Origin of the sequence: Treponema sp. OMZ 799 (genome assembly GCF_024181365.1) — a bacterium.
Taxonomy (GTDB): Bacteria; Spirochaetota; Spirochaetia; order Treponematales; family Treponemataceae; genus Treponema_B.
The window spans coordinates 50,243-68,429 of the sequence record NZ_CP051301.1 but is presented as its reverse complement, the minus strand read 5'-3'; the positions used below and the strand labels follow the sequence as shown (position 1 = coordinate 68,429).

Annotated in this window: 21 protein-coding genes; 11 read left to right on the top strand and 10 right to left on the bottom strand. The window is 39.5% G+C overall.

What is annotated here, in order from left to right:
- Positions 1-83 precede the first annotated feature (83 nt).
- From E4O04_RS00325 to E4O04_RS00305, 5 genes are all read left to right on the top strand, one after another.
- Complete coding sequence (locus E4O04_RS00325) at positions 84-314, top strand: helix-turn-helix domain-containing protein (RefSeq protein WP_253677892.1); 231 nt, start codon at positions 84-86, stop codon at positions 312-314.
- Positions 315-565: 251 nt separating this feature from the next.
- The gene (locus E4O04_RS00320) at positions 566-961 is read left to right on the top strand and encodes a DUF3021 family protein (RefSeq protein WP_253677893.1); all 396 of its coding nucleotides are present in this window, start codon (positions 566-568) and stop codon (positions 959-961) included.
- Positions 962-1,036: 75 nt separating this feature from the next.
- Positions 1,037-1,201 carry an ASCH domain-containing protein gene (locus tag E4O04_RS00315; protein WP_253686511.1) on the top strand — a complete coding sequence of 55 codons (165 nt, stop codon included), beginning with the start codon at positions 1,037-1,039 and terminating at the stop codon, positions 1,199-1,201.
- A 254-nt stretch (positions 1,202-1,455) separates the two neighbouring features.
- Complete coding sequence (locus E4O04_RS00310; RefSeq protein ID WP_253677895.1) at positions 1,456-2,013, top strand: DUF4143 domain-containing protein; 558 nt, start codon at positions 1,456-1,458, stop codon at positions 2,011-2,013.
- Positions 2,014-2,245: 232 nt separating this feature from the next.
- Positions 2,246-2,470, top strand: a complete 225-nt coding sequence (locus E4O04_RS00305; RefSeq protein ID WP_253708884.1) for a hypothetical protein — start codon at positions 2,246-2,248, stop codon at positions 2,468-2,470.
- A 44-nt stretch (positions 2,471-2,514) separates the two neighbouring features.
- Here E4O04_RS00305 and miaA read toward each other — a convergent pair whose 3' ends face one another.
- Genes miaA through fliQ form a run of 6 tightly spaced genes read right to left on the bottom strand, consistent with a single transcriptional unit; the run spans position 2,515 to position 8,128 of the window.
- Positions 2,515-3,507, bottom strand: a complete 993-nt coding sequence (gene miaA / locus E4O04_RS00300; RefSeq protein ID WP_253708882.1) for a tRNA (adenosine(37)-N6)-dimethylallyltransferase MiaA — start codon at positions 3,505-3,507, stop codon at positions 2,515-2,517.
- An 18-nt stretch (positions 3,508-3,525) separates the two neighbouring features.
- Positions 3,526-3,732, bottom strand: a complete 207-nt coding sequence (locus tag E4O04_RS00295) for a DNA-directed RNA polymerase subunit omega (protein ID WP_253686517.1) — start codon at positions 3,730-3,732, stop codon at positions 3,526-3,528.
- Positions 3,733-3,770: 38 nt separating this feature from the next.
- Positions 3,771-5,867: a flagellar biosynthesis protein FlhA gene (gene flhA / locus E4O04_RS00290; RefSeq protein ID WP_253686519.1), complete on the bottom strand. Its 2,097-nt coding sequence runs from the start codon at positions 5,865-5,867 to the stop codon at positions 3,771-3,773.
- Positions 5,868-5,875: 8 nt separating this feature from the next.
- Positions 5,876-7,048 (bottom strand): flagellar biosynthesis protein FlhB, encoded by a 1,173-nt coding sequence (gene flhB, locus E4O04_RS00285; RefSeq protein ID WP_253686521.1) that lies wholly within the window; start codon positions 7,046-7,048, stop codon positions 5,876-5,878.
- The gene (gene fliR, locus E4O04_RS00280) at positions 7,045-7,839 is read right to left on the bottom strand and encodes a flagellar biosynthetic protein FliR (RefSeq protein ID WP_253686523.1); all 795 of its coding nucleotides are present in this window, start codon (positions 7,837-7,839) and stop codon (positions 7,045-7,047) included. Before fliR ends, flhB begins: the two co-directional genes overlap by 4 nt.
- A gap of 19 nt (positions 7,840-7,858) precedes the next feature.
- Positions 7,859-8,128: a flagellar biosynthesis protein FliQ gene (gene fliQ, locus E4O04_RS00275; RefSeq protein WP_253686524.1), complete on the bottom strand. Its 270-nt coding sequence runs from the start codon at positions 8,126-8,128 to the stop codon at positions 7,859-7,861.
- 130 nt (positions 8,129-8,258) lie between these two features.
- Here fliQ and E4O04_RS00270 point away from each other — a divergent pair, with 130 nt between their 5' ends.
- The 3 genes from E4O04_RS00270 to E4O04_RS00260 all read left to right on the top strand — a co-directional run bounded on the left by E4O04_RS00270 (position 8,259) and on the right by E4O04_RS00260 (position 11,218).
- On the top strand, positions 8,259-9,410 hold the full coding sequence (locus tag E4O04_RS00270) for an iron-containing alcohol dehydrogenase (RefSeq protein WP_253686526.1): 1,152 nt from the start codon (positions 8,259-8,261) through the stop codon (positions 9,408-9,410).
- A 1-nt stretch (position 9,411) separates the two neighbouring features.
- On the top strand, positions 9,412-10,209 hold the full coding sequence (locus E4O04_RS00265; protein WP_253708880.1) for a TrmH family RNA methyltransferase: 798 nt from the start codon (positions 9,412-9,414) through the stop codon (positions 10,207-10,209).
- A 130-nt stretch (positions 10,210-10,339) separates the two neighbouring features.
- On the top strand, positions 10,340-11,218 hold the full coding sequence (locus E4O04_RS00260; protein WP_253686530.1) for an Rpn family recombination-promoting nuclease/putative transposase: 879 nt from the start codon (positions 10,340-10,342) through the stop codon (positions 11,216-11,218).
- A 1-nt stretch (position 11,219) separates the two neighbouring features.
- Here the strand turns inward: E4O04_RS00260 and E4O04_RS00255 are convergent, their stop codons facing one another.
- From E4O04_RS00255 to E4O04_RS00245, 3 genes are all read right to left on the bottom strand, one after another.
- Positions 11,220-12,062: a RipA family octameric membrane protein gene (locus tag E4O04_RS00255; protein ID WP_253708878.1), complete on the bottom strand. Its 843-nt coding sequence runs from the start codon at positions 12,060-12,062 to the stop codon at positions 11,220-11,222.
- A 10-nt stretch (positions 12,063-12,072) separates the two neighbouring features.
- The gene (locus E4O04_RS00250) at positions 12,073-12,534 is read right to left on the bottom strand and encodes a hypothetical protein (protein ID WP_253708876.1); all 462 of its coding nucleotides are present in this window, start codon (positions 12,532-12,534) and stop codon (positions 12,073-12,075) included.
- An 88-nt stretch (positions 12,535-12,622) separates the two neighbouring features.
- The gene (locus tag E4O04_RS00245) at positions 12,623-13,954 is read right to left on the bottom strand and encodes a leucine-rich repeat domain-containing protein (RefSeq protein WP_253708874.1); all 1,332 of its coding nucleotides are present in this window, start codon (positions 13,952-13,954) and stop codon (positions 12,623-12,625) included.
- A 497-nt stretch (positions 13,955-14,451) separates the two neighbouring features.
- On the opposite strand from E4O04_RS00245, the gene E4O04_RS00240 reads away from it, so the two are divergent.
- From E4O04_RS00240 to E4O04_RS00230, 3 genes are read left to right on the top strand one after another with little or no spacing between them, the layout of a single operon-like run.
- Positions 14,452-15,093: a hypothetical protein gene (locus tag E4O04_RS00240; protein ID WP_253686538.1), complete on the top strand. Its 642-nt coding sequence runs from the start codon at positions 14,452-14,454 to the stop codon at positions 15,091-15,093.
- 24 nt (positions 15,094-15,117) lie between these two features.
- A complete protein-coding gene (hutI, locus tag E4O04_RS00235) occupies positions 15,118-16,359 on the top strand; it encodes an imidazolonepropionase (RefSeq protein WP_253708871.1) in 1,242 nt (413 codons plus the stop codon).
- Positions 16,360-16,410: 51 nt separating this feature from the next.
- Entirely contained in the window at positions 16,411-17,052 is a 642-nt protein-coding gene (locus E4O04_RS00230) for a cyclodeaminase/cyclohydrolase family protein (protein ID WP_253708868.1), read from the top strand.
- A gap of 65 nt (positions 17,053-17,117) precedes the next feature.
- Here the strand turns inward: E4O04_RS00230 and E4O04_RS00225 are convergent, their stop codons facing one another.
- Positions 17,118-18,176 carry a threonine aldolase family protein gene (locus E4O04_RS00225; protein WP_253708865.1) on the bottom strand — a complete coding sequence of 353 codons (1,059 nt, stop codon included), beginning with the start codon at positions 18,174-18,176 and terminating at the stop codon, positions 17,118-17,120.
- Between the last annotated feature and the right edge of the window lie 11 nt (positions 18,177-18,187).

Below are 18,187 nucleotides of genomic sequence, written 5' to 3'. Positions count from 1 at the left end.
ACTTAAATTCGAGAACATTAGATTGAGTTTATTCAATTTATATGGTATAATTGATAAAGTTTATGCAGATAGTAGAATGAACGATGGCACTTAATTATAAACCGTTATGGATACAACTAATAAAAAAGGATCTGATGAAAGTCGATGTCATAAGAATGGCGGGACTCACCACTAATGTTATGGCACAGATGGGAAAGAATAAGCCGATTACATTCAAAAACCTTGAGAGAATATGCAAGGCACTTGAATGCACTACGAATGATGTGATTAGTTTTGATGATAATTATGGAAAGGAAGAAGATGAGAGAAATTAAGTTAAAAGATGAAAGTGCAATGAATGTATTTTATGATGAAATTAATATTATAGTTGCTTATTTAAGTAACTATATTGTGATGATATAAATTAGAAGCTGTCTGATGCATATTTAGTGTTTAGAGAAACGCAGAATGGTTGTGTGAAATATGACGGATACTGAAGAGCAGTAGTTTTAAATAACATGAATCGGCAAGATATAAGAAAAGAGATTATCTTAAAAATAACTATCTATTTAGAAGGGAGAAACATATGAAACTGAAAAGAAAAGTGATTAGGAGTGGTCTGCTGAGAGGCGGCATCTTATTGATTATTATGGGTATCGGCACATATTTTACTTATAAAAGCGGAGATCTTAAGCAATTTCGGATGATGGTTGCAATTACGATTATATCGGCTTCAGTATCAGGGTTTTCGGCATTATATGACTATGATGTTTGGAGCGTTAAGAAAAAAATCACTCTTCATACTATAGCTATGCTTTGTACCGTTTATCCGGCTTTATTATACAGCGGATGGTTTGATACAAGTAAGATTTCAGGCTACTTTATTGCCTTGGCCTCTTTTGCGGGTGTTGGAATTGTTCTTGCTTCTATCGGTTATTTGGTAAGTAAATATATATTGAAAAATGTCCCGGAAGAAAAATGATTTTGTAATAGAGGCTGAAAAGAGTTTAAACCCATTGATTCAGGAAGGGGAACTGACCTCGGAATGGTGGATATAATGCCTTATAAATTAATTACAACGGAACATGCATGGCATGAAGGAGAGGAAGATAGGATCTATCGGTATTGGAGAGATGTTCATGACAGCTTTTTTTCTGAAGAATATAAATCGGTAGGAAAAAATTTCTATGAACAAGCTTCGATGATATGCGAAGTATTTTAGACAAATCCCGGTTTGCCGCACTAAAGCAATTAAATAAAATCACTAAAAAGAAGTAAAAGCAAATAGCCGATACTTCCTTTTTTGATTCCGAAGAAATGTATATATACACATAAAAATGGAATGAATATTGAAATCGGCAGTAATTTGTGATAGAATATCGTTAATAAAAAGTGTGCAAATGAACAAAAATAAAGAGTGAAAGGGATAAAGAGAATCACCTAAAAAATATTTTTACAAATGTATATCTAAAAGATGTGATTGAAAGAAACAAGATTCAAAGTGCGGATGAGCTTGGAGTTTTGGTTGACTTGCTTGCCTCTGTAATCGGTGCTTCAACCAATCCTACGAAAATTGCCAATACCTTTGCAAGTGAGCATCAAATGATTTATACCAATAAGACGATTTCCAACCATATTGAACATTTGGCGGATGCCTTTTTGATTTCCAAGGCGAGCCGGTATGATATTAAGGGACGGAAGTATATTGGAGCAAATATGAAATATTACTTTACGGATTTAGGACTTCGAAACGCTCGTTTTAATTTCAGACAGCAGCAGCCTACTCATATCATGGAGAATATTGTCTATAATGAGTTATTGATTCGCAGCTATAATGCGGATGCCGGAACGGTCTATATGACAAAGAGGGCAAGCGTATCCGCAAGCAGCTGGAGGTTGACTTTGCGGCAAATCAGGGGAACCGGCGATATTATATTCAAGTTGCATTTGACATCAATTCGGAAGCTAAACAAAATCAAGAGTTTTATTCACTGCATAACATTCCCGATTCTTTTAAGAAGATTATCATTATAAGCGGCCGCAAGAAACCGTGGAGAAATGAAGATGGTTTTGTCATTATGGATATGAAAGATTTCCTACTCAATACGGATATTTTGGATATTGCGTAGATGAGAAGTTGTCGTCACTGCCTATACACTTAACAATCTCCTAAAAACATAGTATAATTAGGCGAAAGGAAATATTTGGATAGGCAGCAACCGTAGAAGCCGCTAAAATTTTTTATAGGTTTTTCCGATAAAAGAGTATGAATTCACCCGGTTTTTTTTATGTGGTAAAAAATGTTGTCCTTTCTCCTATAGTAATTGGTGTTACTATCGTTTGCGGCTTGCTTTTAAGCTTTATTTTTTATGTAATGAGCTATAAGAAAAAGCCTAGGCGTCTTGTCACCAAAAAGAAAGCTCCCAAGCCTGCAAAAGAAAAAACACCTCCTCCCGAAGAAGAGGCTGAAGCCGAAGAAGGGGAAGAGTAAAGCTGTCATTTGAATTGTTTTAAACTTTTACCGGCCGTACTAAGTTAAGATAGTCGCATCTTCCTATAAAACCCGCAAATATCCTTATAAAGCCTTAATATCTCGGTTCCGTCTTCTATAAAGTAGCGGTGAACATCGGGGATGGTCTTAAAAAAGGTTTCCTGCCGCTTGGCGTAGTGCTTGGTATTCCGTTTTATAAGAGCCGAGACTTCTTCCAAGGCCGATTCGGGTTTTAAGCGGTTGTTTTCATCGAAGAATTCCCTGTAGCCTATGGCTTTGAGCCCTGGGCTTTCTCCCGTATAACCCATTTCGTAAAGCTTTTTTACCTCATCATAGAGCCCCTCGGCAAACATTGCATCGACCCTTTTCTCGATTCTTTCGTATAGAAGAGAGCGGGTTCTTTCAATACTTAAGATAAAAAACGCGTATTCTTTTCTTGGGGTTTCTGGGAGGGCAAAAGAACTTAAAGGCCTTCCTGAGGCGGCAAAAACCTCGTGAGCTCTTACTATTCTGTATTCGTCATGGACATGAAGCCTTTGGGCCGAGACAGGATCTATTGTTTTTAGCTCATTCAAAAGGACGGCTGCACCCTCTTCCCTTGCGCGTTTTTGAAAGTGATCCCGGATTTTAGGGTCGGCTGTCGGAGTAACGGGAAGCCCATAGATAAAATTCTTTAAGAAAAAGGCCGTGCCTCCCATCAAGACCGGAAGTTTTCCCCTCGCATATATTTCGGGACAAAGCTTATCGGCCTCCCTTACAAAGTCGGCCGTCGAAAATTCTTCTGAGGGCTCTTTTACGGCGATTAAATGATGAGGGAGGTCTTCCAATTCTTCTTTTGAAGGGGAAGCCGAGCCGATATGCAGGTGCCTATACACCTGAACCGAGTCGGCGCTTATAATTTCGGCACAAGATGAAAGAGCCGAAATTTCGCCTTCTTTTGAGAAATCTTTTGAATGTTTATAAGAAAATATTTCGGAAGCTAAGCTTGTTTTCCCCGAAGCCGTTGCTCCGAAAAAAATCAATACAGGAACACGCAAACTTTTAAAGCTGAAATTTTAGTTGAATTCCGGGTGCCGTTCTACCTGATAATTTACCTCGCCGGTAAAAATCTGCTTTGCTCCGGCTGAAACAACCTTGTCTCCGCTTTTTTCGACATTGGGATCTTGAATTTTAGCCAGTTGATAGGCCCTTCTTGTCGATGCGCATGTAATCTCGTAAATATTGTCATCAAACTCGATGAGTTCTTCTAATGGAAATATCATGGAGCTATTCTAACATCATTTAAGAAAAAAGTCAATCATTATTGAATTTCGGGTGTTATGTTTCCCATACCGATGACCGAAACATCCTTTGGAATTTCGGGGACGGATAAGACAGGAACCATGGGCATTTCGTATTCGAGGAGTCTCTTTATTAGGAGGCGGCCTTCTTCGGGAACAAGGATGACTGCGATGCCTACAAATTGGGCATTAAAGTTGTTGTATGCAGTTTGAACTGCCCTAAGCCATGCTTTTTTAGATTCAATGTCGATTGCAGGCTGAGGCCCGGTCAGGGTGTCAATACGGCTTGCCAAAACGGTTTGGAAAAAGGCTGAATCTACCATAAAAGCCCGCAGGGCCTTGTCTTCTCCCAAGTATTGCTGAACAATCTGTCTGCCAAGTCTTTGTCTGACTTTTTCGGCGATTATATACATGTCTCCGGTTATGCGTCTATAGTCTGCTATGGTCTCAAGGATGGCAGTTGTGTTGCGTATGGAAACATTTTCCCTAAGGAGGCACTTAAATACGGTTTGTAAGTCACCCAATGTCAGCTTGTCGTTTGATTGAATTTCATCAACTACGATTGGGTTTAGTTTTTTTGCGGAATCCAAGATGTTGCTTACCATCTGCCTTGAAAGGATATCGTCTGCATGTGTTTTTATAACCTGAGTTAAATGAGTTGCTATTATCGAAGGCGGATCTATTACCGTGTATCCTGCCCTTTCGGCGGCGGCTTGGTTTGCTTCCGAAATCCAGATAGCCGGGAGGCCGAAGGCCGGATCTAAGGTAGGCTCGCCCGGTATTTCATCTTGAACGTTTCCCGGGTTTACCGCGAGGTATGCGCCCATTCTTATCTTTGATCTTGCTACCTCGGCCCCCTGTATCGTGATACAATATTCATCGGGGGGAAGATTCATAGCATCCATCATTCTGATAACCGGCATTACAAGGCCTGTTTCGAGGGCTATTTCTTTTCGTATTCGTTTTACTCTGGGCACAAGATCGGAGCCTCTTTTTTCATCGACCAGAGGAATAAGGCCGTATCCGAACTGTAAGGATAGATCGTCATAGGGGCTTACAGCCTTGGTATCATCCGTTTCGGTTTTTGCCGCCTTTTCCGATGCAGCTTGAGCCTCTTTGGCTGCCTGTTCTTTTTGAGCCCTTGTTACCCTTGTTGTCTGCAAGCGCCAGCCTAAGAAGGCAAGGCTTAGTGCTATTAGGATTAAGATTATTGACGGGAAGCCGGGTAAAACGGCCATTACGGTCAAGGTAACAGCGGCTATGTAATAAACAGTCGAATTGCGTGCAAATTGATCTGTTATGTCCTTTCCGAAAGAACCTGTCGAAGCTGAGCGGGTTACTACAAGACCTGTTGCAACCGATATAAAAAGAGAAGGGAGCTGGGCTAAAAGTCCGTCACCTATTGTAAACCTTGTGTACATCTGCAATGCCTTGCCGAAGGCTTCTTGTCTAAAGATGATACCTACAATTAAACCGGCTACAATATTTAAAACCGTTATAAAGATACCTATTTTTACGTTTCCTGAAACGAATTTACTTGCACCGTCCATAGCCCCGTAAAAATCGGTAGATCTTTGCAGGTCTTCTTTTTTCTTTCGAGCTTCAGCTTCAGTGATAACGCCGGCATTGTACTCTGCCTCTATAGACATGCTCCTCGTGTTATTGAAGTCTAAGGCAAAACGGGCTGCAACCTCAGCGATTCTTGTTGCACCCTTTGTGATTACAAAGGCTTGGACTGCAATCAAGATAATAAAAACTACAAAACCTATGACCAAGCCCTGATTTCCTGAAGAGCCTATAACAAATTTGCTGAAGGCTGCTATCATCTTTCCGTCAAAGGCTTCTCCATATGTCAAAATCAATCTTGTAGATGAAACGTTGAGAGCAAGCCCGAATATTGTGGAGACTAAGAGCAATGAAGGAAAAACCGTAAATTCGGTAGGCTTATCTACAAACAAGACTATGAGCAGTATTATCAAGCTGAATATAAGATTCAGTGCCATAAAAAAGTCCAAAAGAGCTGTAGGCAGAGGAATAATAATTACAAATATTACCATGATAGCTCCTATGGCTACCAAGGAATTTGGTACTTCCTTAAAAAATCTGTTTTCGGCCATTTATCGTTTTACCTCCATCTTTTCCTTAACATTTCTTTTTCTTTCATAGAGTAAATTTTTAAGAAAATAATTGAAAGCGATTGATAGTACTCGCTTGGAATTATCTGTCCTAAATCGACGTTTGCATAAAGGGCTCGCGCCAAGGGAACATTTTCGATTGTGGGAATATTGTTTTCTTTGGCAATCCTTTTTATATTTTGAGCTGTTGCATCAACTCCCTTCGATATAACCATGGGAGCAGGCATAAGCCCTTGTTTCCATTGAAGAGCGACAGCATAGTGGGTCGGGTTTGTAATAACGACATCTGCATCCGGAACATTTTTTATACCGGTTTTTTGCAAGATTGCCTGCATCTGCCTGTTTATCTGGGCCTTTACCATCGGGTCTCCTTCCAATTCCTTGTACTCATCGGTAACTTCTGTTTTTGACATTTTTAAAGATTCTGAAAATTGCCGTTTTTGAAAAAAGTAATCCGGAATACTTAAAAGAACCAGAGCGATGGATGCGTAGACCAATATTTGAGCTGCCGTTTTTGCTATAAAGATTATCGAATTAGTAAAATCGGATTGAAGCAGGGCTATCATCTTTGTAATATTGTTTTTTATAACAAGATAGCCTATAAAGCCTATGATGACAACCTTAAAAAGCGATTTTGCCAGGTTAAAAAGTCCTTCTGCAGAAAACAGTGCCCTTTTAAAGAACCTTGCAAAGTTGGGTGTGATTCTTTTAAAATCGGGCGTAATCGGTTTTGTCGAAAATAAAAAGCCTCTGTTTTGAATAATATTTCCTAAAACGCCTGAAATTAAGGCCACTGCCGTTATCGGGAAAACTGTTCTAAAAAAATACGAAACAAAGATCCCGAACCATGCTCCGTTTAAAACGTCCTCTGTTGTACAGCGTTCAAAAAAGAAGGAGATGACCTGCATTAAGGATTTAAATATGTAGGGGCCCATTATTATAAGAGTAATTACGGGAAGCAGCACCACCATCGCAGCATTTAGATCCTGACTTTTTGCAACCCTTCCTTCTTCCCTGGCTTTGCGTATCTTATATTCGGTCGGGTCTTCAGTTCTGCCTTCATCTTCGGCAGCAAACCACTGCAAGCCTATTGTCTTATTGAGGAGGAGTTCTTCTTGCGAAAAATATCTTTGGTAAAGGATGGATGATTTTCCGGATATCATTTAGTACCTCTCAAACTGTCTAAAAGCCGCCAAAAATCCGAAAAGCCTTTTTCCAACATAATTTCAAAGGTGTTTATAAAAAAAGGCAGAGCAATGGTCAAAATAAAAAATGCGGTTAAAATAGTAATTGGGAAGCCTTCAGATAAAAGGTTCATTTGAGGGGCCGCCTTTGTTAAAAGTCCCATGGTTATGTGAATTAAAATAAGGGTTCCCATAACAGGCAAGGCAATTATCATCGCATTAAAAAAAAGATTTCCAACTGCCCCTAAAAGATAGGTTGAAAGCACATCCTGTCTTTCTAAAAACATAAAGCAGTTGACATGTTCGATGCTCTTCATTATTCCGCCTAAAAAAAGGCGCTGGAAACCGTTTATGCGTAAAAAAATAAGGACTGCAATAAAGTTAAAATATTGACCTATCAAGGGGTTTTCAACTTGTGCAAGAGCATCAAAAACTCCTGAAGCTCCGAAACCCATCTGAAACGAAAAAAACTGCCCTGCAGTGCTGAATGTAGAAAACAAGATGCTTATAAAAAAGCCTGTTAACACGCCGATGAGCCCTTCTCCTAAAAGTAAAAGAAGATACTCAAGACTGAAGGCATTTAGATTTCCGAAGTTGGGATAGGCATAGGGGGTTACCATAAATGCAGTTAAACCCGCAAGAGCAACTTTTGCGATTCGTGAAACATTGCGCATCGACATTAGGGGAGATGTCATCAGCATGGCAAAAATTCGGACTGCTGCGAGTAAAAAAATAGGTTCTTTATTTAGGATAAAATCAAAGGGCTGCATTTATTTTATGGAATGACCCTTATCTTACCAGTTGAGGAATTAAATTCATTAAAGAAACAAAATATTCCCTTAACACCGTAATCATCCAAGTTGCCAAAAGGGCAATCATTCCTAAAATAGTTAAAATTTTAGGAACAAAGGTCAGCGTCTGTTCCTGTATAGAAGTAGTCGCCTGAAAGATTGCAACAATTAAGCCTACTAAAAGAGCTGCAACTAAGATGGGTGCGGAAAGCATCAGTATGATACCTACGCCTTCACGCATTAAAGTAACTATAGTACCTGTAGTCATAGTCCCCTCCATAATGACCTAGGGTTTTCTGTCATTATAAACAAAAATGCTATATTTTTCAAGGCAGGAATTAAAATTCAAGTTTAAAAAAAATATGCCGAAAATTTATTCTGTAGAGGAATTTGAAAAGATGGCAGATTTTGTATTTAAACTTTCATCAAAGGTTATTTTAGGTAACTATTCTCTTGCCCGCATCGGTGAAGAAGTCATAAAATTCGGTAATAATTTTATGTTTGTAGTAGATCCGTTTTTTGAAGATATGGGCTTGCTCGATAAGATTCGAAAATCTCTTGAAGAAAAGCATATATCCCTTTTTATTTTTAACGGTTTTGAGCAGACAGCCGATTCTGAGGTTATAGAAAGGGCACTTTCATTAGCCAGAGGGGCTCATATAAGGGGAGTAATTGCCTGCGGAGATATGACTGCCTGTGCCATAGGGCGGGCTATAGCGGCTCTTTATAATGAAGATAAACCCGTATACAGATATATTGAAGGAGAGCCTATCACGGCAGAAGCCTTACCTCTTGTTCAAATTCCTACAAGCTGCAGTGACCCCTTTTTGTTCGGAAATTCAAGCTTCATCGTCGATTCACGAAATAGAACCATAAATTTATTAAAGATAAAAGAAGACCTATGCGACCTTGTAATTTTCGATTCAAATACCTATGCAGGGCTTGCTCCAAACGCAATGACTTCAATGATTTTTGCAGGCCTGTGTTCTACCTTTGAGGCCTATGTTTCGACACGGGGAAGCTTTTTTTCGGAGACAATTTTGGGTAAGGCTGTCGAGATATTTTTAATTTCCCTTGACCCTCAGCATGAAAAATTGGTAGGCATGCCCAGAGAGGAACTTGTGGCGCAAGCTGCCTGCCTTTCGGCTATAGGAATTGCGGCTTCCGCCCCGGGACTTGGAACAGCTATAGCTCTTGCTGCCGGAGGACGATACAGAATAGCAAGCCCGCTTATTTCGAGTATATTGTTCCCCCATGTTGTTAATGATGCCATTTCTTCAAGTCTTTCAAAGACTGTTGCCGTTGCGAGAATGTTAGGCGAAACCATGCTTGAAGGCGGAGATGCAGCCGAGGTTGCAAAACGAGGTATTGAAGAAATTAGAAGAAGACTTGCCGAGGCCAATTTACCTATACGTTTAAAAGACATAGATTTAACTATAGAATCCCTTGTGCCTGTTGCAGAGGATGCCGCCCGTTTGAGTTTTATGAACTACAGTCCAAGGCCTCTTGCAAATCACGATATTTTTGAAATTATAAAACAAGCCTTCTAAGATGCCCGAGATTTTTAAGCTTTATAACTTACCGCAAAAACAAAGATGCCGTAAAATATTGCGTATCTTGGAATCGGCTGAAGCTGCCCTTGTGCAAAACAAGGCTGACGAATTTCTTGATGCTTTTTATCTGCGTTCTCTTTTAAAAATCATTTTAGAAGATTTAGAACCTTCCTCTGCAATAAAAATTCAAAACTGGATTGAAAATCCGCAAGAAAACGATAAAAGAAAAATTATCAATTTTGTACGGTATGAACTTTACAAAAAACTTGATACGGCTCCTGCGGAGTGGGATTTGATTTTGCCTAATTCCGGTGCCGATGAAATTGCAAATTTCAGGCGGACTTTTTTTGAAGGAGTCTATGTCTATGCCGAAGACATACGCACCCCTTTTAACATAGGCTCGATTTTTAGAACAGCCGAATCCTTCGGGGTCGAAAAAGTTTTTTTATCTCACGACTGCGTTTCTCCTGACAACCCCAAGGCTAAAAGAACGGCAATGGGCTGCACCGAATATCTTCCATGGGAAAGAGCCGGGCTTGAAAGCCTTCCTGACCTTCCTCTGATTGTGCTTGAAACGGGCGGAACGGATATTTCGAAGTTTGACTTCCCCAAAAAAGGAATTGTTGTGATAGGCTCGGAAGAATTGGGGGTCAGCCCCGAAGCTATAAAAAAAGCCGAAGGACGGGTTATCACAATTCCCATGTACGGAATAAAGGCCTCGATAAATGTGAGCGTTGCCTTCGGTATCTGTATGCAAAAATGGTGTGAAGCTCTTACGGCAGACAGGCGTTTTTAATTGGTAATTGGTAGTGGGTAATGAGAGAAACTTGTCAAGTTTCATGATTGCCCTAGCTCAAATTTCCCCCACAGCTTATACTGGATTTTTCAAACAAAAAGGTGTATAATTAAAATGTGAGGGAAAGGCTATGAGTATTTCAAACAGAAAATATAAAGATTCAGTCTTCGTCGATTTATTCAGTGAAGACGAAAAAGCAAAAGAAAACTTTTTATCTCTTTACAATGCCTTGCATAATACCGAACTCAAAGATACGGAACAGCTGAAAAATGTCAGGCTTGATCAAGTTTTATATATGTCATTTTATAATGATGTCTCCTACCTTGTAGATAACAAAATCATAGTTTTAGCAGAGCATCAATCGACAATCAACCCAAATATGCCTTTACGTTGTCTTGAATACATAAGCCGCCTTTATGAAACTCTTTTCGAGTCAAAAGAAAAATACAGCCGTAAACTCCTAAAAATTCCAAGACCTGAATTTTATGTCTTTTACAATGGAGAGGAACACTATCCTTCCGATAAAACATTAAAACTATCAGATGCTTTTATAGAAAAAGCAACAGAAACTAATCTTGAGCTGACCGTTAAGATAATAAACATAAATAAGCAAAACAGTCATCCGATACTTGAAAACTGCAAGACGATGTATGAATACACAGTATTTGTAGAAACAGTGCGGAGATGGAAAAAGGCAGACCCTAAAAACGGCTTTGAAAAAGCGATTGAAGAATGTATACAAAACAATATTTTGAGAGACTATCTAAAGCGTAAGACTAAGGAGGTGTTGAATATGTTACTAGCCGAATATGATTATGAAACAGATATAGCTGTACAACGAGCAGAAGAGAGAGAAATAGCCTTTGCTGAAGGAATATCTCAGGGTATATCTCAAGGAGTTTACCAAAACAAGCTTGAAACGGCAAAAATGATGAAGGGTATGAATTATCCCATTGATGATATTTGCACAATATCGGGTCTAAGCCAAGAAGAAATAGAAAACCTTTAAATTAATTATCAAGATACGATGAGCCGAGTTTTTTCTTTAAGCGGTAAATAAGCAAAATGAGGAGTAAGATTGCTGTGGGAAAGCTGATGAGGATGGGCGGCCAAGGGTCGGCAAAGATGGTTTTACAGAGCCAATAAATGTGGAAAAATAGGGCGAGGATAAAAAACTTGAGGCTTATTATACCTATCATTATATTGACCTTAGAAACCGAAAAAGAGCCTCCGGCAGTAGAAAAAAGGCTTTTGTCTATGGGGTCGCCGTGGCAATTTTTAAGACGCCCAAAAACATATTCGCTGTATCGTCCGGTGGTTTTATTGCAAAAGATTTTATCGAGCTCGGATTTGCCTTCGGCTTCGTCTTCACTTTTCCAGAATCGGGGGTTACTGCTCATTTTTGCCAAGTTGCTTTCGTAGATTTCGTACCAAGCCTTTGAGCCCTTGCCCATAATAATCCAAAGCACCGAAAAGATTATACCTAAAAGGGAAATGAGGATCGGAACCGCACCGAATGTAAAAAGTAGCGAAAAAGACTTATCTTTTTTAATTGAAGTTTTAGTTTCGGGGTTGTTGTTCGGGTTTATGATTAGTGTATACTCCGTTGAACCTTCTGCCTCTTTTTTGTCCGCATTAAGTGTTACAGTAATTTGATTTGGGCTTAAATGCGGAATAAAGATGTCTTTTACATAAAAAGCATAGACGCTTGCAATGCCGAGTAAAAAAGCACCAAGGAAAACAGACCTTTGCCAAAGGTGTTCAAGCTCAAAATCCCTCCCGTGCCAAAGATAATCGTAAATGTCCTTTGCTGTGGGTCTGTCTTTTTGTTCGTCCTTTGATGTATCGGTCATAAAAGTCTCCTTATTTTGAAGTGATGTTTTGACAATAAGTTTCGAATATTTTGGTAAGCTGTTTTTTATAATACCTATTCATAGTTATAATCTCTTCGGTTGGTGTAGGATTTTTGGTTGTTTTTAAGTCCATATCTCCTTTAGGTGTATTTACCATATGTTTATCCCTATCGTCTTTTAATTTTTCGAGAGCCTCATCATAGGCGTATGTTAATAGGGCTTTTTTGCGATTATCTTCTGAAAATATAAGGTTGATTACGGTAAAAGCAATAATAAAAACTATAGTAATACCTATAAAAAGTGAAGTTATGATAAATACATATTGATTGCCTAAAGGGTAAACAATTAACCATAAAAAAATTAACAGTCCAATCGCAAAAAGACTTAAAAGCATAAATATTACATAAGTGCAGATCGGCATTTGCATTTTTTGTATGTAGTTTTCAACCGATAAGTTAGTTCCTTCACTCATTCTTTTTCTCCTTAAAATATTCAATTTACAATGCTTAATTAAGAATTAAGTCAATTCCTAATTAAGCATTTATAATTCCTAATTTATTTTAGTTTTTCTTCCAGTATTTCATGAAATACTTTCTGCTTAAAAAACTAGCCGCTGTTTTGGGGTCTTTCAATTCTTCTTCATTTATGGGTGCGGAATCGTCCTCATACGCATTCACAGCCCAGCCGTTGGTATCTGCAAAGACCGCACTCGTTAAGCCCTTGCAGTTTTCAAAAGCAAACTTGTCTATTGTAGTCAGGTTTGCGGGTAAGTTTATGCTTTTTAAGTCCTCACAGCCTTTAAAAGCTTCCCATCCTATTGTACCCAGGTTTGTGCAAGAAGATAGGTCTATGCTTGTTAAGCCCGTACAGTCGTTAAAAGCATAGCCGCCTATTTGGGTAAGGCTTTGAGGTAACTTTACGGAAGTTATTCCGCTACAATCTCTAAAGGCTCCCTTATCCTGGTTGTCGCCTTCTTCTATTTCGGTAATACCGTCGGGGATTATTATTTTGCCTTTGGGTTTTGCTCCGCTATAGCCTTTCTTGTCTATAAGTTTGATTTTATCGCCTACGATATTAAATTTGGCTTTGGCATAGTTGGTTACGGCGTATACGGTTATGTGCTTGTCTATCTGGTAGCCGTCGGTCAGTTTTGCTCCGTTTTCATTGTCAAGTCTCCATTCGTAAACCTCATAATCGCCGCCCTGCCATTCGGGTTTTAAGTTTACCTTAGCTTCTACTTGAGCTTTTATGTCTGCCCATTTTTTGGTTTCGGTAATGGGAATTTCGATGAAGTTTTCTTGAGATATTTCTGTTCTTTCATCACCTTTTATGGTAATGTGGAAGTTTTTATTCCAGAAGGCCTTGTATTCTGCATCTTGAACAGGAAAGGTTGAAGGAAGTTCCGGCTCCCAGTACCAAAAAATATGTTCAGTCTTTGTCGGCTCAACAAGATTTATATCTGCTCCGTATCTGCCCTTTAGCTTATTATCATCTATAAGAGTTGTAGTAGTACTTCCGCCTTGTAAATCAAGTGTAATGGTAATTTCGTTTCTGTTATACTTAATCTGCACTACCGTAGACCCGTCTGCATTTATTGAGGTTTGGCTAAAATCTTGCACCGTAAAGCCCTCATAGGCTTTGGCCTTCGCAGAGGTGGTTTCGCCTGCCTTACCGCTTAAGATTTCCCTCTCGTACACGGTGTACTCATCGTTACCGATATTTTGCTGCAAGTGTTCTACCGTGTAATTATATCTAGGATCAACCTTAGGCTTACAGCCGGTCAACAGCCCTGTCAACAGACCGGTCAATAATCCCATCAGCAGCCCGGCTGCCAATACCAATGCAGTAAGATTTACTGCCCCAAAAAATGATTTCCTTTTACTTTGCTTCATTCCTCTTTCCTTCCTTTTTAATTTATTTTTTTATTTAACTGCTAAGGGTGCGAAGCGTTGAGTTTACGCTCAACTTCGCAAAGAATTTTAAGGTAGTCTTTGTATGATATTCCTTTATAATCCTTGGCACTTTTTGTGCCTCTTGCGGTTTTATTAAACGATGTGAGAAAATTATATCCTGTGTGTGATTGTTTAAATTTAGCCGCAGAGAGCACAATGGTGTTAAGGAATGTGAGGAGGAATTTGTAAGGTGTTTCTTAATTATTCTTTGCGGTTTATCTAAAAGAGTGCTGAGTGCTGAGTGATTATGGGTTTGCTTTCGGTTTTGTCAAGTAGTTTGACATGCTTATCAAAAGTTTTAATATTCGAATACTCTCTTTTCCCTTTCATAGTTTAGTATTATATAATATTTTGTATGGAATAGCAAGGCTCTTTTTAATTGTAAGCCTATTGAAAAACATTCTTTTTAGTGTTATCTTAGTTAATCAGAGGTGAAAATGAAAAAAATTAAAATTGTGTTTTTTATGGCAGTTCTTGCATTTATTTTGACGGGATGCGAGCTTATGGATTCTTTAGCTAAAGAAACTGAAATAATCAAACAGATCAAGGATGAAGATTTACGAGGGTACACCGTAACATGGCTTATTTTTGCGGATGACAGCGATGCCTTAAAATCGGCCGCCTATAAAAAAGCCGCTTCTTATTATAAAAAGGCATCCGAAAATGCCGGTTTAAAAGATCAATTTCAAATTATAGTTGTTTCCGACGGTATAGAAAAAGCAATTCGTGAAAAGGTAAAGGAAGCCGGATTTGATGCGGATTGTTTCCCGTTAAGATGGAACGGAAATGTAAAAAATAAATATAACCCTGATGACAAAAAAAATTATTCCGTATTTTTCGATAAAAAGGGCAGGGCTCTTTTTAGTATGACGGAAGACTGGAAATTTGAAAATTACGGCGGACTTGCGGATTATTCTCTTGAAGCCGCAGGCTTGAAGAACATAAACGAATTAAAAAATCCTCTTACCTTTTTTAAGACCTTAAATAAAATGCAGGAAGACGATATTTTTAAATTTATAAACAATGCCGTAAATTTAAATCTAAAAGAGATTTTAAGAAATTTTATAAATCAAGATTAGTTTTATTTTTATGGAGGACTCAAAATGATTTTATTTATAAGCGACAGTATTTTTACTTCTACCGAAAAAAAGAGCGAGGATTTTGATAAGGCCTTCGCAGGTTACATAGTTGTAGAAAACGGTATTATTCAAAAGATCGGCAAGGGCGAGGCTCCCGAAAGTTTAAAAAGCCAAGCCGAAAAAATAGTTGATGCAAGAGGAAAGACCATTACTGCAGGTCTTGTCGATGCCCACACCCACTTGGTGCACGGTGGCTCGCGCGAACATGAGCTTGCAATGAAACTCGAAGGAAAGAGCTATCTTGAAATACACGCAAGCGGAGGAGGCATTTTCAGCACCGTAAGAGCAACAAGAGCTGCCTCAAAAGAAGAGTTGACACAGAAGGCTATGACCAGTCTTGACCGAATGCTTATTCACGGTACAACCACTGCCGAATCAAAAAGCGGTTACGGCCTCGACATGGATACCGAAATTAAGTGTCTCGAGATAAATTCTTATTTAAACGAAAATCATCCTATCGATATTGTTTCGACCTATATGGGTGCCCATGCAACTCCGCCCGAATTCAAGGACAACAAAGAAGGCTATATCAAGTTTATGATAGAAGAGGTTATGCCCGAAGTTAAAAGACGAGGCTTGGCCGAATTTTCCGATGCCTTTTGTGAGGACAAGATTTTTTCTGTAGAAGAAACCGAGAGAATAATGAAGGCTGCTAAAGACCTCGGCTTTAAGTTAAAGCTTCATGCAGACGAGATAGTTCCTTTAAAGGGTGCCGAGCTTGCCGCAAAGATGAATGCACACTCTGCAGAGCACCTGATGGCAATCTCCGATGAAGGAATTACGGCCCTTGCAAAATCGGGAACCGTTGCCGTTCTTCTTCCTGCCACCTCTTTCTTTTTGATGTCGCCTATTTATGCGCCTGCAAAAAAGATGATTGAAGAAGGCGTAAGGGTCGCCCTTGCAACCGATTATAACCCCGGAAGCAGCCCGACCGAAAACCTGCAAATGTCTATGTGGGCGGCTTGTTTTAAGATGAAGCTTTTACCTGCACAGATTTTACGCGGAGTAACCATCAATGCGGCCTATGCAATCGACCGCGAAAAAACTATAGGCAGCATCGAAGAAGGAAAACAGGCAGACCTTGTTATCTTTGATGCCCCCAATATTGATTACCTTGTTTATCACTTCGGCGTAAACTCCGTTGATCAGGTTTGGAAAAAGGGAAAGCTCGCTGCCGAAAAAAGGCAGGTAGTTTACAAGAACTGATTTTGATTTTAATTAAATAAACAAAAAAGTTTGAACAATAGGAGATTTTTTATGGAATTAGTAAAGATGACGGTAAGTGCCTTTGTTGACGAAACAGCAAGCGATTCTCCGGCCCCCGGAGGCGGTTCGGTTTCTGCCTTAGCAGGCTCGCTCGCCTCGGCCCTCGGTCAGATGGTTATCCGCCTGACGACAGGAAAAAAAGCCTTTGCTTCTCTTGATGAAAAAACTCAAGAGGAATTTAAGGCTCAGCTTCCTAAACTGGAAAAGGCACAAAAACGATTGGTCGAAATCATTGACGAAGACACTCAGGCCTTTAATGCCTTTATGGAAGCCTTAAAATTACCTAAGGACACTGATGAGCAAAAGGCAAAACGTAATAAGGCTATGTCCGATGCTACTGTTGTAGCCATGCAGGTTCCGCTTGAAACAGCTAAAACCTGTTTGGAAGTTTTACGCTTTTTACCCATTGTTGCCGTTCACGGAAACAAAAATGCCGCATCCGATGCAGGTGTTGCAGCCCTTAATGCCCGCTCCGGTTTGGAAGGCGCTATCTTAAACGTCAAGATAAACCTAGGCGGTATCGACGATGCCCCCCTCTGCGAAAAGACAAGGGCAGAATGCAATAAGATGCTTGAAGAAGGCGAAAAGCTAAAGACCGAAATTTTAAAGACAATCTATTCAAAGATCGAATAGGTTTAACTGCAAAGTCCAATTGGCGAATGAGGGGAGCAAGGGTCATTTGAATTTTTTACGAATTATCAAATATCTTTGCTCCCCTTGTTGTTTATCTCGTCCAAGTATTCAAAGAGTTTTTTTACGGCTTCTTTTGTTGTAGCCCAAGAGGTGCAAAAGCGTACGGCTGTTTGATTTTCTGAGATCTTTGTCCAAAATTCGCATTTAAATTCTTTTTCTATTTTAGTTAAAAGACTGTTTTCGATTATGGGAAAACTTTGATTTGTTTCGCTTTCCATAAAAAAGGAAAAGCCGCGTTCTGAAAATCCCTTGCGTATCATCTTTGCCGTTTCGTTCATCGTTTTTCCTATCTCGAAGTAAAGGTTGTCTGTAAAAAGAGTTTTAAACTGAAGACCTAAAAGCCGGCCCTTTGCGAAGAGACCTCCCTTTTGTTTTTGGATGTACCTAAAATCTTTTTGAAGATCGGGATTGTTTATTATAAGGGCTTCACCGAAAAGGGCTCCCAGTTTTGTTCCGCCTATATAAAAGGCATCCGTATATCTTGCCAAGTCTGCAAGGCTTAAATCGTTCTTGTCCGCAGTGAGGGCTGTTCCGAGGCGGGCCCCGTCAACATAGAGCGGGACGGAATATTTTTGAGCTGTCAGCTTTAAATCCTGTAATTCTTTTTTTGAATAAATGGTACCGAGCTCGGTAGGGTTTGAAATATAAATCATCCCGGGTTGAACCATGTGTTCGGCAGTAGGGTCATCATAATGGGCCCTTATAAGAGCTTCAGCCTGCTCTGCCGTTATTTTTCCGTTTGCCGATTCGATGGTAAGAACCTTGTGTCCGCATGCTTCTATAGCACCCGATTCATGCACATTTATATGTCCGGTATCGGCCGCTATTACCCCCTGATGGGGTCTTAGTACCGAAGCTATCATTGTCAGGTTTGTTTGTGTTCCGCCCGAGAAAAAATAAACCTTACTTTGAGGGGCGTCCAGCTCCTTTAAGATAAGGTTTGCTGCTTCTGTACAATATTGGTCACAGCCGTAACCTACAGTTTGCTCTTCATTTGTTTCCGTTAATGTCTTAAGAATTTTTGGGTGACAGCCTTCGCTGTAATCGTTTATAAAAAAATACATACTTGCTCCCT